Source organism: Pseudomonas tohonis (assembly GCF_012767755.2).
GTDB lineage: Bacteria > Pseudomonadota > Gammaproteobacteria > Pseudomonadales > Pseudomonadaceae > Metapseudomonas > Metapseudomonas tohonis.
In genome coordinates this window covers 835107-861535 of sequence record NZ_AP023189.1, presented here as the reverse complement: position 1 = coordinate 861535, position 26429 = coordinate 835107, and the positions used below count along the sequence as shown (strand labels likewise).

Here is a 26429-nt window from a genome sequence, read left to right as displayed (position 1 = left end):
TCGCTTTTCGCAAGTGAATCAAGCAATTCGTGTGGGAGCTTATGAAGAAGCTGATGTCTTCGATTAAGGAGGTGATCCAGCCGCAGGTTCCCCTACGGCTACCTTGTTACGACTTCACCCCAGTCATGAATCACTCCGTGGTAACCGTCCCCCTTGCGGTTAGACTAGCTACTTCTGGAGCAACCCACTCCCATGGTGTGACGGGCGGTGTGTACAAGGCCCGGGAACGTATTCACCGTGACATTCTGATTCACGATTACTAGCGATTCCGACTTCACGCAGTCGAGTTGCAGACTGCGATCCGGACTACGATCGGTTTTATGGGATTAGCTCCACCTCGCGGCTTGGCAACCCTTTGTACCGACCATTGTAGCACGTGTGTAGCCCTGGCCGTAAGGGCCATGATGACTTGACGTCATCCCCACCTTCCTCCGGTTTGTCACCGGCAGTCTCCTTAGAGTGCCCACCATAACGTGCTGGTAACTAAGGACAAGGGTTGCGCTCGTTACGGGACTTAACCCAACATCTCACGACACGAGCTGACGACAGCCATGCAGCACCTGTGTCTGAGTTCCCGAAGGCACCAATCCATCTCTGGAAAGTTCTCAGCATGTCAAGGCCAGGTAAGGTTCTTCGCGTTGCTTCGAATTAAACCACATGCTCCACCGCTTGTGCGGGCCCCCGTCAATTCATTTGAGTTTTAACCTTGCGGCCGTACTCCCCAGGCGGTCGACTTATCGCGTTAGCTGCGCCACTAAGATCTCAAGGATCCCAACGGCTAGTCGACATCGTTTACGGCGTGGACTACCAGGGTATCTAATCCTGTTTGCTCCCCACGCTTTCGCACCTCAGTGTCAGTATCAGTCCAGGTGGTCGCCTTCGCCACTGGTGTTCCTTCCTATATCTACGCATTTCACCGCTACACAGGAAATTCCACCACCCTCTACCGTACTCTAGCTCAGTAGTTTTGGATGCAGTTCCCAGGTTGAGCCCGGGGCTTTCACATCCAACTTGCTGAACCACCTACGCGCGCTTTACGCCCAGTAATTCCGATTAACGCTTGCACCCTTCGTATTACCGCGGCTGCTGGCACGAAGTTAGCCGGTGCTTATTCTGTCGGTAACGTCAAAACAGCAAGGTATTAGCTTACTGCCCTTCCTCCCAACTTAAAGTGCTTTACAATCCGAAGACCTTCTTCACACACGCGGCATGGCTGGATCAGGCTTTCGCCCATTGTCCAATATTCCCCACTGCTGCCTCCCGTAGGAGTCTGGACCGTGTCTCAGTTCCAGTGTGACTGATCATCCTCTCAGACCAGTTACGGATCGTCGCCTTGGTGAGCCTTTACCTCACCAACTAGCTAATCCGACCTAGGCTCATCTGATAGCGCAAGGCCCGAAGGTCCCCTGCTTTCTCCCGTAGGACGTATGCGGTATTAGCGTTCCTTTCGAAACGTTGTCCCCCACTACCAGGCAGATTCCTAGGCATTACTCACCCGTCCGCCGCTGAATCATGGAGCAAGCTCCACTCATCCGCTCGACTTGCATGTGTTAGGCCTGCCGCCAGCGTTCAATCTGAGCCATGATCAAACTCTTCAGTTCAATACTGCTTGGGTTTTGAGAAAACCCTAAACTTGGCTCAGCAATCGCAAATAAACTCTCGAATTCACGAGTGTTACTTGTGTTGCTGATAATCAGTCGACTACCAGTCTTACATCACAAGCACCCACACGAATTGCTTGATTCAAGTTGTTAAAGAGCAATTTCGATCAAGTCTTTCGTCTCAACCGAGGCCGCGCATTCTACAGCAGCCTTTCTTTCTGTCAAGCTGTTTTTCGAAGAATTTTTTCTTTCTACTCAACAACTTGCGCTTCAGTGATTCTTTCGCTTCACATCAGCGGGAGGCGAATTCTACAGCGTTCAAACTCGCTGTCAACACCTCTTTTTCAGTTTCTTCCGGAGTCATCCGAGCGAAACTGGCGATGCCTTAACCAGCCTGGCACCACCCTTCCACCGCACCGATCAAACCTTGGCCTGACCACCCTCCAATTACTTAACCTTTTGATTTACAAGAGATTTTTCTTGGATTCCGCTGTGGAAGTGGTGCGCATTATAGGGATACGAAACGGCACGTCAACACTTAAATGAAAAAATCATTCAGCCTTCAACGAGATACGTGCGAACGCCTTCTTACCAGCCTGGCAGACATGCACGGCGCCACGCTTGAAGATGAAGCCGCGATCAACTACCGCGCCATCTACACGAACACCGCCAGAACCCAGCAGATCACGAGCGACAGCGGCATTCTTCACCAGACCCGCCTTATTAAGGACGGATGCGATCGGCATGTCCTCTTCTGCTACCAACTCGATTTCCGGAAGATCCTCAGGCAGCTCGCCCTCCTTCATACGGTTGCCCGCAGAACGATGCGCAGAAGCCGCAGCCTCTTCCCCATGGAAGCGAGCCACGATCTCCTCGGCCAGCTTGATCTTGATGTCGCGAGGATTCGCACCCTGCTCGATGTCGTGACGGAATTGCTCGATCTCTTCCATGGAGCGGAAGCTGAGCAGCTCGAAGTAACGCCACATCAGTGCATCCGGGATGGATACCAGCTTGCTATACATCACGCCCGGCGCTTCCTGGATACCCACGTAGTTACCCAGAGACTTGGACATCTTCTTCACACCATCCAGGCCTTCAAGCAGCGGCATGGTGACGATGCACTGGGACTCCTGCCCGTAGGCGCGCTGCAGCTCACGCCCCATCAGCAGGTTGAACTTCTGATCGGTACCACCCAGTTCGACATCCGCACGCAACGCTACAGAGTCATAGCCCTGAACCAACGGATAGAGGAACTCGTGGATCGCGATCGGCTGATTGCTGCTGTAGCGCTTGTCGAAGTCATCGCGCTCCAGCATGCGCGCCACCGTGTACTGGGACGAAAGGCGAATGAAATCTGCCGGGCTCAGCTGATCCATCCAAGTGGAGTTGAACGCCACTTCCGTCTTCGCAGGATCGAGAATCTTGAACACTTGGCTTTTATAGGTCTCGGCGTTGTCCAGGACCTGCTCGCGAGTAAGCGGCGGGCGGGTAGCGCTCTTGCCGCTGGGGTCGCCGATCATTCCAGTGAAGTCACCGATCAGGAAGATCACCTGATGACCCAACTCCTGGAACTGACGCAGCTTATTAATAAGGACGGTATGCCCAAGGTGCAGATCGGGCGCAGTCGGATCGAACCCCGCCTTGATGCGAAGGGGCTGTCCCCGCTTGAGCTTTTCTACCAGCTCGGACTCGACCAGAACCTCTTCTGCGCCGCGCTTGATAAGCGCCAGCTGCTCTTCAACCGACTTCATGAAAGCCCCGTAACCGCTCGACAAACCAAAAGGGAACCAAACATACAAGATCGCTGACTAATTACAAGTTTTGCGCCCGGGTCGGTACCAACCGGCGGAAGGCAGGATCTTGAGGTTGCCTACGCCGTATTTTGGTTATATTTTAGGCAGTTAGTTCACATTCTAAAAACACCACTCGCCATGACGCATATCGTTCCTAAAGCGCCGCGCTACCCGAAAAGCCATTTGCTGGCCGCAAGCGGTGTAGCTGCGCTGCTCAGCCTGGCTTTGCTGGTGTTCCCGTCTCGTGAAGTCGAGGCGAAGAAGACCTACATCAATCTGGAAATGGAGAACGGCTCCGAAGCCCTCATCCAGGAGAAGGACGACCTCCGACCAGACACCGTCAACGGAGAAGAGGGCAGCTCGCCATTCGCATCCATCGAGCGCCCTGCGGACGACCAGAACAGCGCCGACAAAGACGCGGACAAGGACGAAGCCTCAACCGACCTAGCATCCAGCGAACCACCCAAAGAGCCCGGCCTGCACACCGTAACCGTTGGCAACGGCGACACCTTGTCGACCCTATTCAGCAAGGTCGGCCTGTCCGCCACCGTTCTGCATGACGTGCTCAACAGCAGCAAGGACGCCAAGGACCTCAGCCGTCTGAAGATCGGCCAGGCGTTCGAGTTCCGCCTCTCTCCCGAAGGCGAGTTGCAGAGCCTGCATTCCAAGCTCAGCGACCTCGAGACCGTGACCCTGTCCAAGACCGACAAGGGCTATGAGTTCAAGCGTGACCTGGCCAAGCCGGACATCCACCCCGCCTATGCCCACGGCGTGATCGACAGCTCGCTCTTCCTCTCCGCCAAGCGCGCCGGTCTCTCGCATAACCTGACCATGGACCTGGCGAACATCTTCGACTACGACATCGACTTCGCCCTCGACATCCGAGAAGGGGACGAATTCGAAGTCATCTACGAAGAGAAGTCGGTCAACGGCAAGCAGGTAGGCACCGGCAACATCCTCGCCGCGCGCTTCACCAACCGTGGCAAGACCTACAGCGCCGTTCGCTTTACCAGCAGCCAGGGCATCGCCAGCTACTTCCGCGACGACGGCACCAGCATGCGCAAGGCCTTTATCCGGACGCCGGTGGATTTCGCCCGCATCAGCTCCCGCTTCTCCATCGGCCGCCGCCACCCGATCCTCAACAAGATCCGCGCCCACAAAGGTGTCGACTACGCAGCCCCGCGCGGCACACCTATCAAGGCCACCGGCGACGGCAAGATCGTCCTGGCCGGTCGCCGTGGTGGCTACGGCAACGCGGTGATCATCCAGCACAGCGGCAAGTACCGGACCCTCTACGGCCACATGCAGGGCTTCGCCAAGGGCATCAAGACCGGCGGCACCGTCAAGCAAGGGCAGATCATCGGCTACATCGGCACCACAGGGCTCTCCACTGGTCCCCACCTGCATTACGAGTTCCAGGTCAACGGCCAGCACGTCGACCCGCTCGGCGTGAAGCTACCCATGGCCGATCCGTTGGCCAGCGCCGAGAAGAAGCGTTTCCTGCAGATGAGCAAACCGCTGATGGCACGCATGGACCAGGAAAAGGCCACCATGCTCGCGCAGAACAAGCGCTGACCCGATGCCGCGCTACCTCGGAGTGATGTCCGGAACCAGCCTGGACGGACTGGACATCGCCCTGATCGACCAAGGAGAGCGCACTCGCCTCCTCGCCTCACACTACATCCCCATGCCCGACTCGCTCCGCCAGGAGCTGCTCTCGCTCTGCGCGCCAGGCGAAGACGAACTCGCGCGTGCGGCCCTGGCCGAGCGGCGCTGGGTAGAACTCGCCGCCTCAGGCATCGACCTCCTGCTTCGCGAGAAGGGCCTGGTAGCCACCGACATCCGCGCCATCGGCAGCCACGGCCAGACCGTGCGCCACGAACCGGCGCGCGGCTTCACCATCCAAATCGGCAACTGCGCCCTGCTGGCCGAGCTCACCGGCATCACCGTGGTCGGTGACTTCCGCCGGCGCGATGTCGCCGCCGGCGGCCAAGGCGCCCCCCTGGTGCCCGCCTTCCATGAAGCGCTCTTCGACGACCGCAACGGCAACCGCGCAGTGCTCAACATCGGTGGATTCAGCAACCTGTCACTCATCGAGCCCGACCAAGCGGTGCGCGGCTTCGACTGCGGTCCGGGCAATGTGCTGATGGATGCCTGGATCCAGCTCAACCTCGGCCAAGGCTACGATCGTGACGGAGCGTGGGCGGCCAGCGGCCAGGTGCAACCGTCGTTGCTGGACACACTGCTGGAGGACGACTTCTTCAGCACGCGCGGCCCGAAAAGCACCGGTCGTGAATTGTTCAACCTGAACTGGCTCCAGGCACACCTCGCCAAGCTGCCGACCCTCAAGCCCGAGGATGTGCAAGCCACCCTCCTCGAACTCAGCGCCCGCAGCATGGTGGATGCGCTCAAGGCCGCCCAGACGGAAACCCTCGAGCTGCTGGTGTGCGGTGGCGGTGCCCACAACGGCACCCTGATGCGCCGCCTCGCCGAACTGCTACCCGGAACCCAGGTCAGCGCCACCGACAGCCGTGGCGTGCCTGCGGACTGGGTCGAAGCCATGGCCTTCGCCTGGCTGGCCCACTGCTGCCTCGAAGGCATCCCCGCCAACCGCCCGAGCGTGACCGGGGCCAAGGGCCTGCGCATCCTCGGCGCCATCCATCCCGCCTGAACCAAACCGCACAAACGAAAACGCCGTGCATGAGCACGGCGTTTCTGCATCAGCGAACAGCGATCAGATCGAGAAGGACGAACCGCAACCGCAGGTCGTGGTGGCATTCGGGTTCTTGATCACGAAGCGCGAACCCTCGAGGCCTTCCTGATAGTCCACTTCCGCACCGGCCAGGTACTGGAAGCTCATGGGATCGACGACCAGGCTCACACCGTCGCGCTCGACGATCGTGTCGTCGTCAGCCACGTCTTCATCGAAGGTGAAGCCGTACTGGAAGCCCGAACAGCCACCGCCCGTGACGAAGACACGCAGCTTGAGCCGCGGATTGCCTTCCTCATCGATCAGGTTCTTCACCTTGTTTGCCGCTCCATGCGTAAACATCAGGGCTGTGGGGGTGAAGGATTCGACACTCATGCTGTAACTCTCCCGGCTGGACGCCGCCTTACTGCGCTGTGGCCACGCATTATCCGCTTACCCTAGAAAACTGGTCAACTATTAAGCGTCCGTGTTCTCCGGGCTGATCGGCGCCTCCAGCAGGCGCTGTGCCTCCTTGATGTGCCCGAGGCGCCCCTCTATCTGCGCCCCCATGGCCATCTCCATGAGCCCGTAATAAAGATTGCCGCGTACTCGTGCCTTGGCGCCCAGCTCCAGGTGCTCGGCGGCGAACACATCGCCCACCACCTCGCCGTCGATGATCACGTGGGGCGCGCGGATCTCCCCCTCCACCAGCCCTTCGACGCTGACCCTGACCAGCCCTTCGCTGGCGTTGAGATTGCCCTTGAGGCGACCGTCCACCTGGACAGCGCCCTGGAAGCGCAGATCGCCCTCCAGTTCCGCGCCGATGGCGATGATGCTGGTCTTGCCGCTGAAACGCTGCAGATCAGCCTTGGGTTTCTGTTTGTTGAACATGATCGTCATGACTCCTCGTCGATCCATTCGAATGTGCGCTCCAGCGGTTTCTGCTGGCCGTCCACCTGCGCGCGCACCTTTACCTGACGGGGACTGAAACCTTCGGGCAACTCCAGTTCGGCGAAACGTCCCGCCTCGGGAATCGCCTGGAAGTGCTTGAAGGAAAAACCGACATCCTGCTGCGCCATCTCGCTGGAGAGTGCAGCCAACTCCAGGCTCTCCTCCTTGCCATCCTGGCGACCGATCACCCGAACCCGCAACGTGCCTTTGATCGGCTGGTCATCCTTGCCGACCCGGCTGAGCATCAGCCGGAAACGGAATCTCTGCGGCTGGTCCGTGCCGTGCAATTCGAAGGCACGGATGCGCAGTCCCTCCCGGCGGCTGTCCGGCGCCAGCACGCCCCGGTAGAACGCCAGCTCCTGCTGCAACTTGAAAACCTGCTCTTCCATCATCTTGATGCTCTGGCGGCTCTGCTCATTGGCCTGGTGGCCCAGTCGCTCGCCGCTTTCCAGCACCGCCTGGCGCTGCTGCAGCTGATCGAGCGCACGGGTGCGCTCATCCAGCTGAGCGCGCAGGCTGTCTCGTTCGGCCACGGCATCCGCCAAGCCTTCGGCACGCAACCAGCCACCCACGAAGAACGCGACCGGCAGCGCCAGCAGCAGCACCACTACCAACCAGCGCACCAGCCGTTCACGGCGCGGGTCACTGATTCGGACCTCCCAGCGCGACATCAGCGAAGCACGGCAGAGGGCGGTCGGGGAGACAGAACGCCATCGCGAATGGCTAGCTTGGACATCGACCGCACCCTGAGACCGGAAAGCCGCCGATGATAAAGCCGCATCGGCCAAGGGCCAACCGCCGAGGTGACGCATGACCGCCGGAGCCTCTACTATCGGACCCACCTCACATCAGGGAACATCCAATGCTCTATCTCTGGCTCAAGGCCTTCCACATCATCGCCGTCGTATGCTGGTTCGCCGGCCTCTTCTACCTGCCTCGCCTGTTCGTCTACCACGCCTCGGCCGAAGACACGCCCAGCCGCGAGCGCTTCTGCATCATGGAGCGCAAGCTCTACCGCGGCATCATGCAGCCGTCCATGATCCTCACCCTGCTGCTCGGCGCCGGCATGCTCTACCTCAACCCCGCCTGGCTCAAACAGGGCTGGTTGCACGCCAAGCTCACCCTGGTGTTCCTGCTGATCGGCTACCACCACGTCTGCGGTGCCATGCTCAAGCGCTTCGCCCGTGGCGAGAACGGCCGCAGCCACGTGTTCTACCGCTGGTTCAACGAAGTCCCGGTCCTGTTCCTGCTCGCCATCGTCATCCTGGTGGTGATCAAACCCTTCTGACTCCCGACTGCCCCACACGAGGAACGCCCGATGTCACTGCCCGCCCTGCTCGAACAACGCCTGCGCATGCCCGTCGTCGCCGCGCCCATGTTCCTGGTCTCCGGCCCGGAGCTGGTCCTGGCCTGCAGCAATGCGGGCATCGTCGGCAGCTTTCCCGCGCTCAACCAGCGCGACAGTGCGGGCTTCCGCGCCTGGCTCGACGAGATCGAAGCGGGCCTGCAGGCAGATGCCGCCCCCTTCGCGGTCAACCTCATCGTCCACCACAGCAACCCGCGCCTGCAGGCCGACCTGGCCATCTGCGTCGAGAAGAAGGTCCCCATCGTCATCACCAGCCTGGGCGCGGTGAAGGAGGTGGTCGATGCGGTGCACAGCTACGGCGGCCTGGTGTTCCATGACGTCACCACCCGTCGTCATGCCGAGAAGGCAGCGGAAGCCGGCGTCGACGGCCTGATCGCCGTGGCGGCCGGCGCCGGTGGTCATGCCGGCACCTGGAGCCCCTTCGCCCTGGTCGCCGAAATACGCCAGTTCTTCGACAAGACGCTGCTCCTGGCCGGCTGCCTCAACCACGGTCACGAGATCCTCGCCGCACAGATGCTCGGTGCCGATCTCGCCTACCTCGGCACCCGCTTCATCGCCACCCGCCAGAGCAACGCCGACAGCCCCTACAAGCAGATGATCCTCGACGCCCGAGCCGCCGACATCGTCCACACCCCGGCCGTCTCCGGCGTCCCGGCCAGCTTCATGCGCCAGAGCCTCGAAGCCGCCGGCTACGACCTCAAGCGCCTGACCGACAAGGCCGACATCAACTACGGCGAGAAGCTCAAGCCCATCAGCGACGAGGCCAAGGCCTGGAAGACCGTCTGGTCCGCCGGCCAGGGCGTGGGCGACATCGACGACCTGCCGACGGTCGAAGAACTGATCACACGCCTCGACCACGAGTACCGTGCCGCCACCCAGCGGGCGAGCCGCCTCGGCCAGCGCTGGCCGGGATGAAGCGTCGGCACCTGCTCGGCCTGGGTGCACTCGGAGCGCTCGGGCTGTGGGGCATGCGCCCCGGCGACCAGGGCCGCCCCCATGCGCCCTATTTCGCCAGCCTGCAGAACCTGTTGAAACAGGAAGGCGGTGGCGTGCCGCAACTGGTCATCGACCTCGACCGGCTCGATGCCAACGCCGACCTGCTCGCCCAGCGCCTCGGCACGCTGCCGTTGCGTCTGGTCGCCAAATCCCTGGCCTCCAACGGGCTGCTCGAGTACCTCGCCAAGCGCCTGGATACACGCCGCTTCATGGTCTTCCACCAACCCCAGATCAACCAGCTGGCCCAAGCCTTCCCAGATGCCGACCTGCTGCTGGGCAAGCCGCTACCGGTCGCGGCAGCGCTCGCTTTCTACCAGCAACTGGGCAACGGCCAGCCCTTCGACCCATCGCGCCAGCTCACCTGGCTGGTCGATAGTCCGCAACGCCTGGCCCAGTACCTCGAACTGGCCCAGGCCCTGCAAAAACCCATGAGCATCGCGCTGGAGATCGACATCGGCCTGCAGCGCGGCGGCCACCCGGACGCCGCGAGCCTGGCGCAAACCCTGCGATTGCTGGCAGGCAACCAGCCGCTGCTGCACCTGCGCGGCCTGATGGGCTATGACGCCCAGGTGGCCCATGCCCCCTTCTGGACCGGCAGCCAGGATGCGTTCGAGGCCGCCAATGCGCGCTACACGACCTTCATCGAGGCCGCACGGGGCTTCCCCGCCATCTGGCCCCGGGAGCCCTTGCTCAACGGCGCCGGCAGCCTCACCTACCCCTTGCACGCCAAGGGCCCGACGCCGCTGAGCGAAGTCGCGATCGGCTCGGCCCTGCTCAAGCCCCTCGAGTTCGATACCCCCCTCCTGGCCAGCCACCAGAGCGCGATCTGGATCGCCACCCCGGTGCTCAAGATGCAGAGCGGCACCCTCCCCTACCTGCAACAGGCACAGGGCGCGCTCGAAGCCTGGAACCCCAACCGGCACAACGCCTACTACCTGTATGGCGGCCGCTGGCCGGCGCAGCCGGTCTCGCCCGAGGGTCTGGCCTATGACGGCATCTACGGGCGCAGTGCCAACCAGGAGCGCCTGGTCGGCTCCGCCGGCACTGCACTCGCCGTGGACGACTGGGTGTTCCTGCGCCCCCTGCTCTGCGAAGGCTTGTTCGACCGCTTCGGCGAACTGCGCCTGCTCCGCCACGGCAAGCTGGTCGGCACCTGGAAGCCACAACCCGCCGCCTGACCGGCTCCGCTTTTTGTGCGGCAGGCCGCTTGTGCCGCAGGGTGCGCCACCATTACGCTGTGCCATCCCTAACCAGCCGCCGACAAGGATGCCCGCATGTCCGATGCCCGCTACAAGATCGTCTTCGAAGGAGAACTGATGCCCGGTGTGGCATTGGAGACCGTGAAGGAGAACCTGGCCAAGCTCTTCAAGAGCGATGCCAGCAAGATCGACAGCCTGTTCGGTGGACGCCCCGTTGCGCTAAAGCGCGACCTCGAGGAAGTCGAGGCGGACAAGTACCTGGCCGCCCTGCAGCGCGCCGGTGCCCAGGTGCGCAAGGAGCAGGACCTCGCCGCCGGCTTCAGCCTGGTGGAAACCGAGGACCATCCCAACCCGGAAACCCTGGCCGCCGTCGAAGCCGAGCAGGACACCGGAACCATGACCTGCCCCAAATGCGGCCATGAGCAGGCCAGGTCCGTCGAATGCCAGGCCTGCGGCATCATCATCGAGAAGTACCTGGCGCGTCAGGCCCAACTGGCCGAAAGCGCACAGGCAACCGCCTCCGCCGTGGCCGGCACTGCGACCTCGCCCTATGCCACCCCGCAGGCGCAAGTCGGCGAAGCGTTGCCGCAGTACTGCGAGCTGCGTCCGTTCGGCATCACCGGCCGTATCGGCCGGGTGCGCTACCTGGCCTGGTCCTTCGTGTTCATGGTCGCGCTGCTGGTGGTGATCGGCGTCGGCGCCGGCATCGGTTTCGCCATCCACCCGGTGGTCGGTGGCCTCCTCGCGGCCGTGCTGGGTATCGCCGCCATCGTCGTGAGCGTGCAGATCAACGTCCAGCGCCTTCACGACATCGGCTGGTCCGGCTGGCTCTACCTGCTGAACTTCGTGCCCATCGTCGGCAGCGTCTTCCCCCTGCTGCTGCTGTTCATCCCCGGTACCACCGGCGTCAACCGCTTCGGCCCACCGCCGCCGCCGAACACCACCGCAGTCAAGGTCCTGGCCTGGATGTGGCTGGTCATCCCCGTCGTCTTCGGCATCCTCGCGGCCATCAGCATCCCGGCCTACCAGGATTACGTGGAACGCTCCGAGATGAGCAGCTACGAAGCCCCGGCCGACGGCGAGTACGCGGAACCCACCGAGGAAGGCGAGTACGTCGACCCCTCCGAGTCCGCCGACCCGGCTGAGGCGGAAGCACCCGCCGACCAGGAAGAGTTCGAGTCCAACTGAGCAACCTCCCGGGGCTGACGTTGTCCAACCCGGCCCCGACACGGAGATTCGCGATGCCTCGTTTTGCCCTGATTACCGGCGCCTCCAGCGGCCTCGGCCTCGCCCTGGCGGAAGCCCTGGCACGCCGGGGCCGCCATCTGATCCTGGTGGCCCGGCAACGCGACGCACTGGAGAGCATCGCCTACGAACTGACCCAGCGCTTCGGCGTGGAAGTGCTCTACCGCACCTGCGACCTCTCCGAACCCCTGCAACTCTCCGGGCTGCTGCATGAGCTGAACCAGGGCGAGCGGGAAATCGACCTGCTGGTGAACAACGCCGGCATCGGCACGTCCGGCCTCTATGTCGAACAGGACTGGAGCCGCGAACAGGAGCTCATCGAGCTCAACGTCCTCGCCCTCGCCCGTCTCTGCCATGAAATCGGCGGCGCCATGGCCAGCCGTGGCATCGGCCAGATCCTCAATGTCGCCTCGGTCGCCGGCTTCCAGCCTGGCGCCTGGATGAGCAACTATTACGCCAGCAAGGCCTACGTGCTCCACTTCTCCGAAGGGCTGCGCGAAGAGCTCAAGGTCCATGGCGTCGGCGTCTCGGTGCTCTGCCCCGGCCCGACCCGCACCGCATTCTTCCGTGGTGCGCGGATGGCCGGCGAGAAGCTCGAAGGCAGCAAGCTGATGATGAGCGCCGAGGAAGTCGCGCTGATCACCGTGAAGGCGCTGGAGAAGAACCGCGCCATCATCATCCCCGGCTGGCGCAACCGCCTGCTGGCGATGAGCCCGCGCCTGTCGCCGCGCTGGCTGGTCCGGCGCCTGGCCGGGCGCATCAACAAGGCCTACCTCCCCAAATAGAAAAGGCGCCGCGAGGCGCCTTTCTTCATATCCGGCCGCTTCAATCGGCCTTCACGCAACGCCCGTCCGCCCAAGCCCGCAACTTGGCCTGCTCCTCGGCCATCACCACCGACAGCGGCGCCGTACCCAGCAACTGCTGCAGCAGCAGCGCCTGGCTCACGCCGACCTGGGCGGCCTGCGCGGCATAGAGCATCCCCACCACCGCCTGCTCGATCTCGGCGCCGGAAAAACCGTCGCTGGATGCCGCAAGGACCGGCAGATCGAACTGAGCGGGGTCGATATCGCGGCGGGACAGGTGGATGCGGAAGATCTCGGCCCGCACCTCGGCGCCAGGCAGGTCGACGAAGAACAGCTCGTCGAAGCGCCCCTTGCGCACCAGCTCCGGCGGCAGGCGGTGTATGGCGTTGGCGGTGGCCACCATGAACACCGGCGCCTTGCGCTCCGACATCCAGGTCAGCAGGGTGCCCAGCACGCGCTGGCTCACGCCGCCGTCCTGGTCGCCGCTGGCCAGGCCCTTCTCCAGCTCGTCCATCCACAGCACGCAGGGCGCCATCTGCTCGGCCAGCTTGAGGGCATCGCGCAGGTTGCGCTCGGTCTCGCCGAAGAACTTGTTGTACAGGCAGGCGAAGTCCAGGCGCAGCAACGGCAGCCCCCAGAGACCGGCCACCGCCTTGGCTGCCAGGCTCTTGCCGCCGCCCTGCACTCCCACCAGCAACACGCCCTTGGGCATGTTGGCCGGCTTGGCTTCCATGAAGGCACTCTGTCGCTCGCCCAGCCAGCGCTTGAGGTTGCCCAGCCCGCCGACGTCGGCGAAGCGCGCGGTGTCGTATTCGAAGCTGAGCACGCCTTCCAGATCGAGCAGCTGGAACTTGGTCTTGTTCAGCTCCGGCAGGTCTTCCTGGGTGATGGCGCCGTCATCGCAGATCACGTTGCGCGCCAGCGAGCGCGCCTCGCCATGGCTGAGGCCGCGCAGGTTCTTCACCACCTGCTGCAGGGTGCGGTTGTCGGTGCGCACGCGAGCGCCACGGTTGCGCTCGCTCCAGCGCGCGGCTTCTTCGCGGACGATGGCCAGCAACTCGTCTTCGCTCGGCAACGCCAGGCTGAAGCGCGCGCTGTAGCGCTGCACTTCGGCGGGCAGCTTCATCGCGTGGGAGACCAGCACCAGGGTCGGCTTGTGAATGGCCTCGGCCATGGCGACTTCCTTGAGCAGGCGCACCAGCTTGGGGTTGTCGTCGAAGAAGGGGTGCAGGTCGCACATCACGTAGAGATTGGGTTGCGGGTCGGCCTTGATCAGGCGCAACGCGGCTTCCGCATCGGTGCTCGCGCCATCGCCCACCGGGTCGCCACCGAAACCGAGGCGCTGCAGGCCCTCCGTCACCGCCCAGGTGAACAGGCCGAGCCCGCGCTTGACCGCCAGGGTGGTCAGGGTCTCCAGCACGCGCTGCTCGTCCCAGGACTCGATGACGATGAGCTTGACCTTGGAGTCCAGCACCAGCCCCAGATCGTGGATGTCGTTCTTCACACAGGCTCCTTGTGCGGCCAGGCAGGCTGGCCGGGATAAACACGCGCCGCTAAACTCGGGGGCTTCTTATAACAGGCCGGAGAATGTCCGTGGACTGTCTGTTCTGCAAAATCGTCGCTGGGGACATCCCCGCGCGCAAGCTCTATGAAGACGATCACGTGATCGCCTTCCACGACATCGCCCCCCAGGCCCCGGTGCACTTCCTGGTGATCCCGAAAAAACACATCGCCACCCTCAACGACCTCACCGAGGACGACAAGGCGCTGACCGGGCATATCGTCCACACCGCCCAGCGCCTGGCGAAGGAACAGGGCTGCGAAGAAGGCTTCCGCGTGGTGATGAACTGCAACGAGCTGGGCGGCCAGACCGTCTACCACATCCACATGCACGTGCTCGGTCAGCGCCAGCTGCACTGGCCACCGGGCTGATGCGCCGCACGCTACTCCTCGCCCTCTCGCTGCTACCGCTCGCCGCCCTGGCCCAGCAGGCCGGCGAGCGCCTGCGTGATGCACTGCCGGACGGCGCCCAGGGCCCCGAGCTGGTGGTGGTCCCTGCGGGCGAATTCCTCATGGGCGATGCAACCGGGCGCGGCAACGACAACGAGCGCCCGCCCCATCGCGTGGTCATCGATAAACCCTTCGCCATCGGTCGCGTCGAGCTGACCTTCGACGACTGGCAGCGCTACGCGAGCGCCACCGGCAAGCCGATGCCCGACAACGAAGGCTGGGGCCTTTCCGGGCAGCGCCCGGTGATCCACGTGAGCTGGTTCGACGCCCGCGCCTACTGCGACTGGCTGAGCAAGGCCACGGGCCAGCGCTACCGGCTGCCCACCGAGGCGGAATGGGAATACGCCGCGCGGGCCGGTAGCCGTGGCTATTACGCGTGGGGCGACGAGCTGGACAGCAGCGAGAGCGCACCACGCGCCCATTGCCGGGGCTGCGGCACGCCCAATGCGATCCGCGGCAAGACCGCGCAGGTGGGCCAGTACCCGGCCAACGCCTTCGGGCTGCACGACACCGCCGGCAACGTCTGGGAATGGACCGCCTCGCGCTTCGTCGCCCCCTTCGACGGCAGCGAGACGCAGACTGCGGCGCTGCTCGACCGCAGCCCGCGCGTAGTGCGGGGTGGCGCCTGGAACAGCGGACCTTCCTACCTGCGAACCAGCCTGCGTGATCTCAAGCAGCCGGGGCACGACGACTACGCACTGGGCTTCCGGGTGCTGCGCGAGCTGCAGTGATCCCGATCAAACCCGGGCAGGTCCGATGGGGTAAACTGCCGGGCATTCTTGCCTACCGGAGGTGCCCCATGGCCACCGAACGCCAGTACTCCCCCGTTGACCGCTTCCTGCTCCAGGCCGATGCGGCCCTCAAGACCCTGCTGCCCTTCAAGGGCCAGCCCTATCGCCCCAACCCGGCGAACCTGCAGGACGAAGCGCCCATGAGCGAGGCGGACAGCCGCCATGTCACCGGCCTGATGCGTATCAACCACACCGGTGAAGTCTGCGCCCAGGCCCTGTACCAGGGTCAGTCACTGACCGCGAAGCTGCCGGAAGTGCGCAAGGCCATGGAGCACGCCGCCGAGGAAGAGATCGACCACCTGGCCTGGTGCGAGCAACGCATCCGCGAGCTGGGGGGCCGCCCCAGCGTGCTCAACCCGCTGTTCTACGGCCTGTCCTTCGGTGTCGGCGCCGTCGCCGGCCTGATCAGCGACAAGGTCAGCCTCGGCTTCGTCGCCGCCACCGAGGACCAGGTCTGCAAGCACCTGGACGACCACCTGCAGCAGATCCCCGCCGAGGACGCCAAGTCCCGCGCCATCCTCGAGCAGATGCGCACGGACGAAGAGCACCACGCCACCACCGCGCTGGAGGCCGGCGGCCTGCGCTTCCCCGCTCCGGTGAAGTTCGGCATGACGCTGCTTTCCAAGGTGATGACCAAGAGCACCTATAGGGTCTGACGCAGCGGCAAGCTGCAAGCCTCAAGCTGCAAGAAAACGACAGACTGCAAAAACGACAAAGGGCGCCTAGGCGCCCTTTGTGCTTTCCACTTGTAGCTTGCGGCTTCGAGCTTGCAGCCCCCGCGCGTCAGCGCGGCATGTTGCGCGCGTAGAAGATTTCCAGCATCTCATGCCGGACGCGCTCTTCGACCTGCTTGCGCTGCTCAGCGGTCAGGTTGGAGGTCGCGTCGCCGAACAGGTAGTTGTCCAGGTCGAAGTTCTTCAACAGCATCTTGGTGTGGAACAGGTTCTCCTGGTACACGTTCACGTCCGTCATCTGGTACGCGTCCTGGGTATCGTCGGAGAGGTAGTTCTGGATCGAGTTGATCTCGTGGTCGATGAAGTGCTTCCGACCTTCCACATCGCGGGTGAAGCCACGCACGCGATAGTCGACGGTGACGATGTCCGAGTCGAACTGGTGGATCAGGTAGTTGAGCGCCTTCAGGGGTGAAATCACGCCGCAGGTGGAAACGTCGATGTCCACGCGGAAGGTCGCGATCCCCGACACCGGATGGATTTCCGGGTAGGTGTGAACGGTGATGTGGCTCTTGTCCAGATGGGCCAGGATGGTCTCGGGCAGCGGGCCGGGGGACTCCTCGATCTGGCTGTCGGTGGGCGTCACCGGCTGCTCGGAAATGAGGATGGTCACGCTGGCGCCCTGGGGATCGTAATCCTGGCGGGCGATGTTGAGGATGTTCGCACCTATGATGTCGACCACGTCGGTGAGGATCTGGGTCAGGCGCTCGGCGTCGTACTCTTCGTCGATGTACTGGACGTAGGCCTGCTGGTCCTCGGGGGTCTCTGCATAGCAGATGTCATAGATGTTGAAGCTCAAGGTCTTCGTCAGGTTGTTGAACCCGTGGAGCTTGAGTTTGCTTTTCACCGTTGGGAACTCTCTGTTCATTGCGGCCCTGCCGCGTTGTTGAGCATGCCCGTCAGAAGCGCACAGTGACTTCTGCGTAGGACGGTTTACACCTCTTCGCGATGGCGATTGTGGTTATCGGTTCTGGGGCGGAGTGCCCCGGAAAAACGAGGGGGCGCATTATGCAGTCGACGGGCGTCACCTGCCAGAGTCTGCGCCCCGAATATGATGATCGGGTGTATGCCGATCAGCCGAGCTCGACGATCTCGTAATCGTGAGTGATCTCGACGCCGGCGCGCCCGAGCATGATGGAGGCGGAGCAGTATTTCTCGGCGGAAAGCTCGACGGCGCGCTTGACCTGCGCCTCCTTCAGGCCGCGGCCCTTGACCACGAAGTGCACGTGGATCCTGGTGAACACCTTGGGGTCCTCGTCGGCGCGCTCGGCCTCGAGGAAGGCTTCGCAGCTCTCCACCGGCTGGCGGGATTTCTTGAGGATGCTCACCACGTCGAAGTTGGTGCAGCCGCCCAGGCCGATCAGCAGCATTTCCATCGGACGCACGCCGAGGTTGCGACCGCCGCTTTCCGGCGGACCGTCCATCACCACGGCATGGCCGCTGCCGGACTCGCCGAGGAAGAGGGCTTCGCCCGCCCACTGGATACGCGCTTTCATCGCCAGACTCCAGGCTGAAAAAAAGGGTCGCCAGCTTATCACAGCGCCTGGGAGGCGCCGCGTGTCACATACGTTGGTCGTTTAGTTCCCCGGCAGTTGTTACCTGCGTCTCAATTTCGGATCACCGGTCACGGTCCGTCTGTTAAGCTGACGCCGGATAACTGGCACACTTAGCCAGATAACTAATAAGAAAGTGCCTGTTGGACAAAGGCTTACCTTCAAAATTTCGGGACTCGGGCATGGTAGCTATTACCCTCACACCTAAAATCAAGAACCTCGACAAGCTGCTAGCGCACTGTCACCGCCGTCGTTACACGGCAAAGAGCACCATCATCTACGCGGGTGACCGCTGCGAGACGCTCTTCTTCATCATCAAGGGCTCGGTCACCATCCTCATCGAGGATGACGACGGCCGGGAAATGATCATCGCCTATCTCAACTCCGGGGACTTCTTCGGCGAGATGGGGTTGTTCGAAAAGGAAGGAACCGAGAAGGAACGCAGCGCCTGGGTACGGGCCAAGACGGAATGCGAAGTCGCTGAACTCAGCTACGCCAAGTTCCGTGAACTGACCCAGCAGGACCCGGAGATCCTCTACGCCCTGGGCAGCCAGATGGCGGATCGCCTGCGCAACACCACGCGCAAGGTCGGCGACCTGGCATTCCTCGACGTCACCGGCCGTGTCGCTCGTACCCTGCTGGACCTCTGCAAGCAGCCCGACGCCATGACTCACCCGGACGGCATGCAGATCAAGATCACCCGCCAGGAAATCGGTCGCATCGTCGGCTGCTCGCGGGAGATGGTCGGACGCGTACTCAAGAGCCTGGAGGAACAGGGCCTGGTACACGTCAAGGGCAAGACCATGGTGGTATTCGGTACCCGCTGAGACGCGCACATGAAAAAGCCGGCAGGACGCCGGCTTTTCCATGTGCACTTCCGTCAGTCAGGATCGACCGCCCGGCTCACCCCGCCACGCTCGGGGAAGAACAGCCGGCGCAACTCGGTGCCAGGTTCCTCGGCCCGCATGAACGCCTCGCCCACGAGGAAGCCGAACACCTCGCTCACCTCCATCAGCTCGACGTCGGCGCGATTGAGGATGCCGCTTTCGGTGATCACCAGACGATCGCGCGGAATCCGCGGCAGCAGGTCCAGGGTGGCCTCCAGGCTGACCTCGAAGGTGTGCAGGTTACGGTTGTTGATCCCCACCAGCGGGGTGTCCAGCGTGTTCAGCGCACGCTCCAGCTCATCGCCATCGTGCACCTCCACCAGTACATCCAGCCCCACGTCCTTGGCGGTCTTCGCCAGTTCGCCCATCTGCGCATCGGACAGCGCCGAGACGATCAGCAGCACGCAGTCGGCGCCCAGCGCCCTTGCCTCGACCACTTGGTAGGGGTCGATGAGGAAATCCTTGCGGATCACCGGCAGCGAACAGGCAGCGCGGGCTTCCTGCAGGTAGGCATCGCCGCCCTGGAAGAAATCGATGTCGGTCAGCACCGAGAGGCAGGTCGCACCGCCGTCCTGGTAGCTGCGGGCGATCTGCGCCGGCACGAAGTCCTCGCGTATCACACCCTTGCTCGGCGACGCCTTCTTGATCTCGGCGATCACCGCCGGCTGCTTGCGCGCGACCTGCTCCAGCATGGCGCGGGCAAAGCCACGGGGCGCATCGGCGGCGCGGGCCAGGGCCTCGAGCTCGGAGAAGGGCACGCGCAGGCGGCGCTCGGCGACTTCCTCGGCCTTGCGGGCCAGGATCTTTTCAAGAACGGTTGGGATGCTCACGCTTCATTCTCCACTCGGAACACCGCGGTAAAGGAGGCCAGCTCGTCCAGCTTCTCGCGGGCGAGGCCGGTGTGCAGGGCGTCATGGGCGAGCTGCACGCCTTCCTTGAAGGTGCTCGCATGGTCCGCCGCATAGAGCGCGGCACCGGCGTTGAGCACGATCATCTCGGCGGCCTTCTGGCCATTCTCGGTCTTGCGCCGCCCCAGCGCGTCACGGATCAGCTCCAGCGACTGCTGCGGGCTGTCCACGGCGAGGCCGATCAGGCTCTGGCTCTTGATGCCGAAGTCTTCGGGCTGCACCTGGTACTCGGTGACCACGCCGTCCTTCAGCTCGGCGACATGGGTCGGCGCGGCGAGGCTGATCTCGTCCAGGCCGTCCTTCGAATGCACCACCAGGATGTGCTCGCTGCCCAGGCGCTTGAGCACCTCGGCCAGCGGGCGGCACAGCGCCTGGCTGAACACCCCGACCACTTGGTGCTTCACACCGGCCGGATTCGTAAGCGGGCCGAGCATGTTGAACAGGGTGCGCAGGCCCAGCTCGCGGCGCGGGCCGGCGGCGTATTTCATCGCCTTGTGATGGACCTGGGCAAACATGAAGCCGACGCCGACGTGCTCGATGCACCGCGCCACCTGCTCGGGCTTCAGGTCCAGGTAGATGCCGGCCGCTTCCAGCACGTCGGCGCTGCCGGTCTTGCCGGACACCGCGCGGTTGCCGTGCTTGGCGACCTTGCCGCCTGCCGCGGCGACCACGAAGCTGGCGGCCGAGGAGACGTTGAAGATGTTGGCGCCATCGCCACCGGTGCCGACCACGTCGACCACCCGCGCCATCGATTCCAGCTCCACGCGGCTGGCCAGCTCGCGCATCACCGAGACCGCCCCGACGATCTCGTCGATGGTCTCGCTCTTCATGCGCATGCCCATGAGGAAGGCACCGATCTGCGCGTCGGTGCACTGCCCGGTCATGATCAGGCGCATCACGTCCTGCATTTCCTCGGTGGTCAGGTCCAGCTGGTTGACCACGCGGTTGAGGGCTTCCTTGATATCCATCTCAGCGCACCCCGCCTTGTTGCTTGAGGAAATTGGCCAACAGCTCGTGGCCTTGCTCGGTGAGTATGGATTCCGGATGGAATTGCACACCCTCGATGTTCAGCGTCTTGTGGCGCAGGCCCATGATCTCGTCCACCGCGCCGTCGGCGTGCTGGGTCCAGGCGGTGATTTCCAGGCACTCCGGCAGCGTCTCGCGCTTCACGATCAGCGAGTGGTAGCGGGTCACGGTCAGCGGGTTGTTCAGCCCTTCGAACACGCCCTGGTCCTCATGGAACACGGGGCTGGTCTTGCCGTGCATGGCCTGGCGCGCGCGCACCACATCACCGCCGAAGGCCTGGCCGATGCTCTGGTGGCCCAGGCATACGCCCAGAATCGGCAGCTTGCCGGCGAAGTGCTTGATCACCTCGAGGGAGACCCCCGCTTCGGTGGGGGTGCAGGGGCCGGGGGAGACCACGATGCGCTCGGGGTTCAGTGCCTCGATCTCGGCGACGGAAAGCTCGTCGTTACGGATCACGTGCACGTCCGCGCCCAGCTCACCGAGGTATTGCACCACGTTGTAGGTAAAAGAGTCGTAGTTGTCGATCATCAGCAACATGGGGCGATCCTCAGGCGTCGGTCTTGGCGGTCTGTTCGGCGAGAGCCACGGCACGGAACATGGCGCGGCGCTTGTTCAGCGTCTCCTCCCATTCCAGTGCCGGGACCGAGTCGGCGACGATTCCCGCGCCCGCCTGCACGTGCAGTTGGCCGTCCTTGATGACCGCCGTGCGGATCGCGATGGCGGTGTCCATGTTGCCGTTCCAGGCCAGGTAGCCCACGGCACCGCCGTAGACGCCACGCTTGACCGGCTCGAGCTGGTCGATGATCTCCATCGCGCGGATCTTCGGCGCCCCGGAGAGGGTGCCGGCCGGCAGGATGGCACGCAGCGCGTCCATGGCCGAGACGCCTTCCTTCAGCTGCCCGGTGACGTTGGAGACGATGTGCATCACGTTGGAATAGCGCTCGATCACCATCTTCTCGGTGACCTTCACCGAGCCGGTTGCGGATACGCGACCGACGTCGTTGCGTCCCAGATCGATGAGCATCAGGTGCTCGGCGATCTCCTTGGCGTCGGAGAGCAGGTCCTCCTCCAGCGCCAGGTCGGCCTCCTCGGTGGCGCCACGCGGCCGGGTGCCGGCGATCGGGCGCACGGTGACCAGGCCGTCCTCGACGCGCACCAGCACCTCCGGCGAGCTGCCCACCACGTGGAAGTCGCCGAAGTTGAAGAAGTACATGTAGGGCGTCGGGTTGAAGCAGCGCAGCGCCCGGTACAGGTCGATGGGCGCAGCCTTGAAGTCGATGGTCATGCGCTGGGAGATCACCACCTGCATGCAGTCGCCGGCGAGGATGTATTCCTTGATCTCGCGCACCGCCTGCTCGTAGTCCTCGCGGGTCGAGCTGGAGCGGTAGGGCAGGTCCTCGGTCAACTGCAGCGCCGGGTCCACGCCCAGGCGCGGGGTGATCGGCAGGCGCAGCTTCTCGCGCAGCTCGGCCAGCGCGGCCTGCCCACGTTCGTAGGCGTCGGGCGCGGCCGGGTCGACCAGCACGATGGCGTGCAGCTTGCCCGCCAGGTTGTCGAACACCACCACCGCGTCGGAAACCATCAGCAGGATGTCCGGGGTGCCCAGCGGATCGGGGTTCGGGCAGTTGGCCAGGCGCTTCTCGACATAACGCACGCAGTCATAGCCGAAGTAGCCCACCAGCCCACCGTTGAAGCGCGGCAGCCCGGGGATGGGCGCCACCTGGTAGCGGTCCTTGAAGGCCTCGACGAAGCCCAGCGGGTCCTCGCTCTCCTCACGCTCCACCACCTCGCCATCGACGCTGACGCTGACCTGGTGGCCGTGGGCGCGCAGCACGGTGCGGCTTTGCAGGCCGATGATCGAATAGCGGCCCCACTTCTCACCGCCCTGCACCGATTCGAGCAGGTAGGAGAAGGGCGTGTCGGCCAGCTTCAGGTAGAGGGAAAGGGGGGTGTCGAAATCCGCCAGCGTTTCGAAGGCGAGCGGGATGCGGTTGTAGCCTTGGGCGGCCAAACGCAGGAATTCATCGCGGGTCATGATCAGCCTCGTGGGCGAGGAGCCCGGAGGCTCCTGGAGAAAAACGTCGGTGTGCGAGCGCGCCGGAGCAGGTATCCGGCCAGAATCGAATCAGGCGCGCCAGCGCCAACGGGCCGCGGCCTTGATGATCTTCATTCCGGCTCGTTCGAGCCAACGCTTGCAGGGAACCAGCACGTTTCTATCTCTGTGAGGCAGATGATCTGGGGAGTCGGGCGACATTAGCGCAGCGCCGTGTGCCGCGCAACCGCCAGGCAGCAGCTCGCGCAGGTCGTCCACCACCAGTGCCGGCTCCTCTTCGCTGATGGGCCGGCCGTGGTTGTAGCCGTAGCTCAGCGCCACGCATTGCACGCCGGCCGCCTTGGCCGCCAGCACGTCGTTGCGCGAGTCGCCGATGAACAACGACTCGCTGCGGCTGGTGCCGGTCATGTGCATCACGTGCAGGAGCGCCGCCGGGTCCGGCTTCTGCTGGGGCAGGGTGTCGCCGGCGATGATCAGCGGGAAGTAGCGCCCGAGCTTCATCTCGTCCAGCAAGGGGGCGACGAAGCGCTCCGGCTTGTTGGTGATCAGCGCCAGCTCGACGCCCTTCTTCTTCAGCCACTTGAGGGTCTCGGCGACGCCCGGGTAGACCACCGTCAGCGAATGGCTGTCGGCATAGGCCTCCATGAAGATCGCCAGCGCCTTCTCGGCATCCTCGTCATGCACGGCAGCATGATCGAGGCCGCCGGCCAGCGCGCGACGCACCAGCACCCGGGCACCGTTGCCGACCCATTCGCGCACCCGCTCGATGCCCGCGGCCGGTCGGCCGAGGGTCACGAGCATGTGGTCGATGGCGGCGGCAAGGTCGGGGACCGAGTCCACCAGGGTGCCGTCCAGGTCGAACATCACCAGGCGCGGCAGGCGCCCGTCGAACAGCCGCTGCAGGGCGCTCATCAGGCCTGGGCCAGCTCGGCGCGCATGGCGGCGATGACTTCGGCGTAGTCCGGCGTGTTGAAGATGGCCGAGCCGGCGACGAAGGTGTCGGCGCCCGCGGCAGCGATCTCGCGGATGTTCTTCACGTTGACGCCGCCGTCGATCTCCAGGCGGATGTCGCGGCCGGAAGCGTCGATCAGCGCACGCGCCTCACGCAGCTTGTCGAGGGTGCCGGGGATGAACTTCTGCCCGCCGAAGCCGGGGTTCACGCTCATCAGCAGGATCATGTCGACCTTGTCCATCACGTACTTCAGCGCATCCAGGCCCGCTGCCGGGTTGAACACCAGGCCGGCCTTGCAGCCGCCATCGCGGATCAGCTGCAGCGAGCGGTCGACGTGCAGGGAGGCGTCCGGGTGGAAGGTGATGTAGGTGGCGCCGGCCTCGATGAAGTCGCCGATGATGCGATCCACCGGGGAGACCATCAGGTGCACGTCGATGGGCGCGGTGACGCCGTACTTGCGCAGTGCCGAGCAGACCATCGGGCCGATGGTCAGGTTGGGCACGTAGTGGTTGTCCATCACGTCGAAGTGGACGATATCGGCGCCAGCGGCGAGCACGTTGTCGACTTCCTCGCCCAGGCGGGCGAAATCGGCGGAAAGGATCGACGGTGCGATGGCGAAGGGTTGCATGACAGACCTCGGAGCAGAATCACGGTGGCGCGGATTGTAGCCTGAGTCCGCTTCCAAGGCTTTGTCATACGTCAGCGATGATCAGCCACCACGCAAACGGGGAGCCTGAGCTCCCCGTTCGCACCGCATCAGGCGGTCATTCCGGCATCGAGGTGCGCAGCTTCTCGCTGCGCCCGCGCAGCCATTCCAGCACCAGCAACAGCACCACGGAGAAACCGATCAGCAGGGTCGCCGCCGCCGCGATGGTGGGGCTGAGGTTCTCGCGGATGCCGCTGAACATCTGCCTCGGCAGGGTGGCCTGCTCGGGGCCGGCGAGGAACAGCGTCACCACCACTTCGTCGAAGGAGGTGGCGAAGGCGAACAGCGCCCCCGAGATCACCCCCGGCGCGATCAGCGGCAGGGTCACGCGGAAGAACGCGGTCAGCGGCGGCGCGCCCAGGCTGGCGGCGGCGCGCACCAGGTTGTGGTTGAAGCCCTGCAGGGTGGCCGACACGGTGATGATGACGAAGGGCACGCCGAGCACCGCATGCACCAGGATCAGCGACAGGTAGCTGTTGCCGAGGCCCAGCGGGGCGAAGAACAGGTAGCTGGCGACGCCGATGATCACCACCGGCACAACCATCGGCGAGATCAGCAGGCTCATCACCAGCGCCTTGCCGCGGAACTCGCCACGGGTCAGGCCGATGGAGGCCAGGGTGCCGAAGACCATCGCCAGCAAGGTCGCGGCCGGCGCCACGATGATGCTGTTGGTCAGCGCGCGCATCCACTCGGCGGAACCGAAGAAGTCGGCGTACCAGCGCAGCGAGAACCCCTGCAGCGGGTAGACCAGGAAGGTGCCCGAGTTGAACGACAGCGGGATGATCACCAGCACCGGCAGGATCAGGAACAGCAGCACCAGGCCGCAGAGGATGCGCAGGGTGTAGAACCACAGGCGCTCGACCGGGGACATGTAGGGACTCAGCATTTCTTATCTCCTCAACCCAGGCGCAGGCGGCCGGCGCCCACCAGCCAGCTGTAGACGACGTAGAGCACCATGGTGGCGAGCAGCAGCATGCCGCCCAGGGCCGTGGCCATGCCCCAGTTGATGGTGGTGTTGGTGAAGAAGGCGACGAAGTAGCTGACCATCTGGTCGTTCGGGCTGCCCAGCAGCGCCGGGGTGATGTAGTAGCCGATGGACAGGATGAACACCAGCAGGCAGCCCGCGCCGACACCGGCCACGGTCTGCGGGAAGTACACCCGCCAGAAGCTGGCGAAGGGGTGGCAGCCGAGGGAGATCGCCGCACGCATGTAGGTGGGCGAGATGCCCTTCATCACGCTGTAGATCGGCAGGATCATGAACGGCAGCATGATGTGCACCATCGCCACGTACACGCCGGTGCGGTTGAACACCAGCTGCAGCGGCTGGTCGATCAGGCCCAGCTTGAGCAGCGCGCCGTTGATCAGGCCACCGGATTGCAACAGCACGATCCAGGCCGCCACGCGCACCAGGATCGAGGTCCAGAACGGCAGCAGCACCAGGATCATCAGCAGGTTGCTCTTGCGCGTCGGCAGGTTGGCCAGCAGGTAGGCCAGCGGGTAGGCCAGCACCAGGCAGATCAGGGTGATCACCGCGCCCATCCAGAAGGTGCGGGTGAAGATGTCCAGGTAGATGGCCTGGTCCGGCGTCGCCGGGGCGACTTCGCCGAGGTCGTCGATGCGATGGTCGACGGCCGCCAGCAGGTAATAGGGGGTCAGGCTCGATGCATTGCGGCGGATCGCCTGCCAGTAGGCCGGGTCGCCCCAGCGCTCGTCGAGGCCTTCCATCGCGTCCTTGTAGGAAGCGGGGGTCTCCTTGAACGGCAAGGCGCGGGCGGTCTTGGCCATCAGGCTGCGATAGCCGGCCAGCTCCATGTTCAGGCGCTTGGAAAGATCGCCGATGGTCTGGTTCTTGCGCGCGGCGGCGAGGTCCTCGGCCAGGGCCTTGTAGGCCGGCTCATCGGGCAGCGCCTTGCCGTCCCAGGCGGTGATCGCCTCGACGGTACGCGGCAGCGAGCCGACCACCTCGGGGTTGCTCACGCTCTTGTAGAGCAGGGTGCCGATGGGGACCAGGAAGGTCAGCAGGAGGAACAGCAGCAGCGGCAGGATCAGGGCCTGGGACTTCAGGCGGTTGACCCGCTCGGCACGCGCGAGGCGTTGCTTGAGGGTCGGGCCGGCGACGAGGGTGGCCATGGCGAACTCCGGTGGATCTCTGGGTACTCCCCTCCCCCG

General features: G+C 64.0%; 26 protein-coding genes and 1 rRNA gene. 11 read left to right on the top strand and 16 right to left on the bottom strand.

The window, feature by feature from the left end; translation table 11 throughout:
* Positions 1 to 64: 64 nt before the first annotated feature.
* Positions 65 to 1601 (bottom strand): 16S ribosomal RNA (locus HSX14_RS03920).
* Positions 1602 to 2152: 551 nt separating this feature from the next.
* On the bottom strand, positions 2153 to 3352 hold the full coding sequence (tyrS, locus tag HSX14_RS03915) for a tyrosine--tRNA ligase (RefSeq protein ID WP_173179851.1): 1200 nt from the start codon (positions 3350 to 3352) through the stop codon (positions 2153 to 2155).
* A 180-nt stretch (positions 3353 to 3532) separates the two neighbouring features.
* Between tyrS and HSX14_RS03910 the strand changes: the two genes are divergently transcribed.
* Together HSX14_RS03910 and HSX14_RS03905 are read left to right on the top strand one after the other, a co-directional pair.
* On the top strand, positions 3533 to 4969 hold the full coding sequence (locus HSX14_RS03910) for a peptidoglycan DD-metalloendopeptidase family protein (protein ID WP_173179849.1): 1437 nt from the start codon (positions 3533 to 3535) through the stop codon (positions 4967 to 4969).
* Positions 4970 to 4973: 4 nt separating this feature from the next.
* Positions 4974 to 6065, top strand: coding sequence for an anhydro-N-acetylmuramic acid kinase (locus HSX14_RS03905; RefSeq protein ID WP_173179847.1), 1092 nt, complete (start codon positions 4974 to 4976; stop codon positions 6063 to 6065).
* A gap of 63 nt (positions 6066 to 6128) precedes the next feature.
* On the opposite strand, the gene erpA is transcribed toward HSX14_RS03905, so the two are convergent.
* From erpA to HSX14_RS03890, 3 genes are all read right to left on the bottom strand, one after another.
* Positions 6129 to 6479 (bottom strand): iron-sulfur cluster insertion protein ErpA, encoded by a 351-nt coding sequence (erpA, locus tag HSX14_RS03900; protein ID WP_111262226.1) that lies wholly within the window; start codon positions 6477 to 6479, stop codon positions 6129 to 6131.
* A gap of 81 nt (positions 6480 to 6560) precedes the next feature.
* Entirely contained in the window at positions 6561 to 6974 is a 414-nt protein-coding gene (locus HSX14_RS03895; RefSeq protein ID WP_173179845.1) for a bactofilin family protein, read from the bottom strand.
* 5 nt (positions 6975 to 6979) lie between these two features.
* Complete coding sequence (locus HSX14_RS03890) at positions 6980 to 7705, bottom strand: DUF6776 family protein (RefSeq protein ID WP_228723539.1); 726 nt, start codon at positions 7703 to 7705, stop codon at positions 6980 to 6982.
* A gap of 191 nt (positions 7706 to 7896) precedes the next feature.
* Between HSX14_RS03890 and hemJ the strand changes: the two genes are divergently transcribed.
* From hemJ to HSX14_RS03865, 5 genes are all read left to right on the top strand, one after another.
* On the top strand, positions 7897 to 8322 hold the full coding sequence (gene hemJ / locus HSX14_RS03885) for a protoporphyrinogen oxidase HemJ (protein ID WP_173179843.1): 426 nt from the start codon (positions 7897 to 7899) through the stop codon (positions 8320 to 8322).
* Between the two features lie 30 nt (positions 8323 to 8352).
* Positions 8353 to 9315 (top strand): NAD(P)H-dependent flavin oxidoreductase, encoded by a 963-nt coding sequence (locus HSX14_RS03880; RefSeq protein WP_173179841.1) that lies wholly within the window; start codon positions 8353 to 8355, stop codon positions 9313 to 9315.
* Positions 9312 to 10574, top strand: a complete 1263-nt coding sequence (locus tag HSX14_RS03875; protein WP_173179839.1) for an alanine racemase — start codon at positions 9312 to 9314, stop codon at positions 10572 to 10574. The genes HSX14_RS03880 and HSX14_RS03875 overlap by 4 nt, the downstream gene beginning before the upstream one ends.
* Positions 10575 to 10670: 96 nt before the next feature.
* Positions 10671 to 11783 carry a DUF805 domain-containing protein gene (locus tag HSX14_RS03870; RefSeq protein WP_173179837.1) on the top strand — a complete coding sequence of 371 codons (1113 nt, stop codon included), beginning with the start codon at positions 10671 to 10673 and terminating at the stop codon, positions 11781 to 11783.
* 53 nt (positions 11784 to 11836) lie between these two features.
* The gene (locus HSX14_RS03865) at positions 11837 to 12625 is read left to right on the top strand and encodes an SDR family NAD(P)-dependent oxidoreductase (protein ID WP_173179835.1); all 789 of its coding nucleotides are present in this window, start codon (positions 11837 to 11839) and stop codon (positions 12623 to 12625) included.
* A gap of 40 nt (positions 12626 to 12665) precedes the next feature.
* Here the strand turns inward: HSX14_RS03865 and HSX14_RS03860 are convergent, their stop codons facing one another.
* Entirely contained in the window at positions 12666 to 14147 is a 1482-nt protein-coding gene (locus HSX14_RS03860; RefSeq protein WP_173179834.1) for an AAA family ATPase, read from the bottom strand.
* A gap of 89 nt (positions 14148 to 14236) precedes the next feature.
* Here HSX14_RS03860 and HSX14_RS03855 point away from each other — a divergent pair, with 89 nt between their 5' ends.
* The 3 genes from HSX14_RS03855 (at position 14237) to coq7 (ending at position 16100) form a co-directional block, all read left to right on the top strand.
* On the top strand, positions 14237 to 14575 hold the full coding sequence (locus HSX14_RS03855; protein WP_173179832.1) for a histidine triad nucleotide-binding protein: 339 nt from the start codon (positions 14237 to 14239) through the stop codon (positions 14573 to 14575).
* Positions 14575 to 15384 (top strand): formylglycine-generating enzyme family protein, encoded by an 810-nt coding sequence (locus HSX14_RS03850; RefSeq protein WP_173179830.1) that lies wholly within the window; start codon positions 14575 to 14577, stop codon positions 15382 to 15384. Before HSX14_RS03855 ends, HSX14_RS03850 begins: the two co-directional genes overlap by 1 nt.
* Positions 15385 to 15452: 68 nt before the next feature.
* Positions 15453 to 16100, top strand: coding sequence for a 2-polyprenyl-3-methyl-6-methoxy-1,4-benzoquinone monooxygenase (gene coq7 / locus HSX14_RS03845; protein ID WP_111262234.1), 648 nt, complete (start codon positions 15453 to 15455; stop codon positions 16098 to 16100).
* 127 nt (positions 16101 to 16227) lie between these two features.
* Here the strand turns inward: coq7 and speD are convergent, their stop codons facing one another.
* Both speD and HSX14_RS03835 read right to left on the bottom strand, forming a co-directional pair.
* Positions 16228 to 17022: an adenosylmethionine decarboxylase gene (speD, locus tag HSX14_RS03840; RefSeq protein ID WP_111262235.1), complete on the bottom strand. Its 795-nt coding sequence runs from the start codon at positions 17020 to 17022 to the stop codon at positions 16228 to 16230.
* A 226-nt stretch (positions 17023 to 17248) separates the two neighbouring features.
* Positions 17249 to 17671, bottom strand: a complete 423-nt coding sequence (locus tag HSX14_RS03835; protein WP_111262236.1) for an OsmC family protein — start codon at positions 17669 to 17671, stop codon at positions 17249 to 17251.
* 239 nt (positions 17672 to 17910) lie between these two features.
* Between HSX14_RS03835 and crp the strand changes: the two genes are divergently transcribed.
* On the top strand, positions 17911 to 18555 hold the full coding sequence (gene crp, locus HSX14_RS03830; protein WP_021221613.1) for a cAMP-activated global transcriptional regulator CRP: 645 nt from the start codon (positions 17911 to 17913) through the stop codon (positions 18553 to 18555).
* Between the two features lie 53 nt (positions 18556 to 18608).
* Here crp and trpC read toward each other — a convergent pair whose 3' ends face one another.
* The 8 genes from trpC to HSX14_RS03790 form a co-directional block, all read right to left on the bottom strand.
* A complete protein-coding gene (gene trpC / locus HSX14_RS03825) occupies positions 18609 to 19445 on the bottom strand; it encodes an indole-3-glycerol phosphate synthase TrpC (RefSeq protein WP_173179828.1) in 837 nt (278 codons plus the stop codon).
* A complete protein-coding gene (gene trpD / locus HSX14_RS03820; RefSeq protein WP_173179826.1) occupies positions 19442 to 20491 on the bottom strand; it encodes an anthranilate phosphoribosyltransferase in 1050 nt (349 codons plus the stop codon). The genes trpC and trpD overlap by 4 nt, the downstream gene beginning before the upstream one ends.
* Before the next feature lies 1 nt (position 20492).
* Positions 20493 to 21086: an aminodeoxychorismate/anthranilate synthase component II gene (locus tag HSX14_RS03815; protein WP_173179824.1), complete on the bottom strand. Its 594-nt coding sequence runs from the start codon at positions 21084 to 21086 to the stop codon at positions 20493 to 20495.
* Between the two features lie 10 nt (positions 21087 to 21096).
* Entirely contained in the window at positions 21097 to 22584 is a 1488-nt protein-coding gene (gene trpE / locus HSX14_RS03810; protein WP_173179822.1) for an anthranilate synthase component I, read from the bottom strand.
* Positions 22585 to 22674: 90 nt separating this feature from the next.
* On the bottom strand, positions 22675 to 23514 hold the full coding sequence (locus tag HSX14_RS03805) for a phosphoglycolate phosphatase (RefSeq protein ID WP_173179820.1): 840 nt from the start codon (positions 23512 to 23514) through the stop codon (positions 22675 to 22677).
* Positions 23514 to 24182, bottom strand: coding sequence for a ribulose-phosphate 3-epimerase (rpe, locus tag HSX14_RS03800; protein WP_173179818.1), 669 nt, complete (start codon positions 24180 to 24182; stop codon positions 23514 to 23516). The genes HSX14_RS03805 and rpe overlap by 1 nt, the downstream gene beginning before the upstream one ends.
* A 136-nt stretch (positions 24183 to 24318) precedes the next feature.
* Positions 24319 to 25146 (bottom strand): ABC transporter permease, encoded by an 828-nt coding sequence (locus tag HSX14_RS03795; protein ID WP_021221606.1) that lies wholly within the window; start codon positions 25144 to 25146, stop codon positions 24319 to 24321.
* 11 nt (positions 25147 to 25157) lie between these two features.
* Positions 25158 to 26390 (bottom strand): ABC transporter permease, encoded by a 1233-nt coding sequence (locus HSX14_RS03790; protein ID WP_111262245.1) that lies wholly within the window; start codon positions 26388 to 26390, stop codon positions 25158 to 25160.
* Positions 26391 to 26429 lie beyond the last annotated feature (39 nt).

Excerpts from the sequence above, each read along its gene's own strand:
- HSX14_RS03795 (WP_021221606.1), bottom strand. The coding sequence starts at position 25,146 with ATGCTGAGTCCCTACATGTCCCCGGTCGAGCGCCTGTGGTTCTACACC.
- HSX14_RS03895 (WP_173179845.1), bottom strand. The coding sequence starts at position 6,974 with ATGTTCAACAAACAGAAACCCAAGGCTGATCTGCAGCGTTTCAGCGGC.
- hemJ (WP_173179843.1), top strand. The coding sequence starts at position 7,897 with ATGCTCTATCTCTGGCTCAAGGCCTTCCACATCATCGCCGTCGTATGC.
- crp (WP_021221613.1), top strand. The coding sequence starts at position 17,911 with ATGGTAGCTATTACCCTCACACCTAAAATCAAGAACCTCGACAAGCTG.
- erpA (WP_111262226.1), bottom strand. The coding sequence starts at position 6,479 with ATGAGTGTCGAATCCTTCACCCCCACAGCCCTGATGTTTACGCATGGA.
- coq7 (WP_111262234.1), top strand. The coding sequence starts at position 15,453 with ATGGCCACCGAACGCCAGTACTCCCCCGTTGACCGCTTCCTGCTCCAG.
- HSX14_RS03890 (WP_228723539.1), bottom strand. The coding sequence starts at position 7,705 with ATGTCGCGCTGGGAGGTCCGAATCAGTGACCCGCGCCGTGAACGGCTG.
- HSX14_RS03790 (WP_111262245.1), bottom strand. The coding sequence starts at position 26,390 with ATGGCCACCCTCGTCGCCGGCCCGACCCTCAAGCAACGCCTCGCGCGT.
- HSX14_RS03905 (WP_173179847.1), top strand. The coding sequence starts at position 4,974 with ATGCCGCGCTACCTCGGAGTGATGTCCGGAACCAGCCTGGACGGACTG.
- trpE (WP_173179822.1), bottom strand. The coding sequence starts at position 22,584 with ATGACCCGCGATGAATTCCTGCGTTTGGCCGCCCAAGGCTACAACCGC.
- HSX14_RS03815 (WP_173179824.1), bottom strand. The coding sequence starts at position 21,086 with ATGTTGCTGATGATCGACAACTACGACTCTTTTACCTACAACGTGGTG.
- HSX14_RS03835 (WP_111262236.1), bottom strand. The coding sequence starts at position 17,671 with ATGAAAGCGCGTATCCAGTGGGCGGGCGAAGCCCTCTTCCTCGGCGAG.
- rpe (WP_173179818.1), bottom strand. The coding sequence starts at position 24,182 with ATGCAACCCTTCGCCATCGCACCGTCGATCCTTTCCGCCGATTTCGCC.
- HSX14_RS03805 (WP_173179820.1), bottom strand. The coding sequence starts at position 23,514 with ATGAGCGCCCTGCAGCGGCTGTTCGACGGGCGCCTGCCGCGCCTGGTG.
- HSX14_RS03870 (WP_173179837.1), top strand. The coding sequence starts at position 10,671 with ATGTCCGATGCCCGCTACAAGATCGTCTTCGAAGGAGAACTGATGCCC.
- HSX14_RS03910 (WP_173179849.1), top strand. The coding sequence starts at position 3,533 with ATGACGCATATCGTTCCTAAAGCGCCGCGCTACCCGAAAAGCCATTTG.
- trpD (WP_173179826.1), bottom strand. The coding sequence starts at position 20,491 with ATGGATATCAAGGAAGCCCTCAACCGCGTGGTCAACCAGCTGGACCTG.
- HSX14_RS03880 (WP_173179841.1), top strand. The coding sequence starts at position 8,353 with ATGTCACTGCCCGCCCTGCTCGAACAACGCCTGCGCATGCCCGTCGTC.
- tyrS (WP_173179851.1), bottom strand. The coding sequence starts at position 3,352 with ATGAAGTCGGTTGAAGAGCAGCTGGCGCTTATCAAGCGCGGCGCAGAA.
- HSX14_RS03850 (WP_173179830.1), top strand. The coding sequence starts at position 14,575 with ATGCGCCGCACGCTACTCCTCGCCCTCTCGCTGCTACCGCTCGCCGCC.
- HSX14_RS03875 (WP_173179839.1), top strand. The coding sequence starts at position 9,312 with ATGAAGCGTCGGCACCTGCTCGGCCTGGGTGCACTCGGAGCGCTCGGG.
- HSX14_RS03865 (WP_173179835.1), top strand. The coding sequence starts at position 11,837 with ATGCCTCGTTTTGCCCTGATTACCGGCGCCTCCAGCGGCCTCGGCCTC.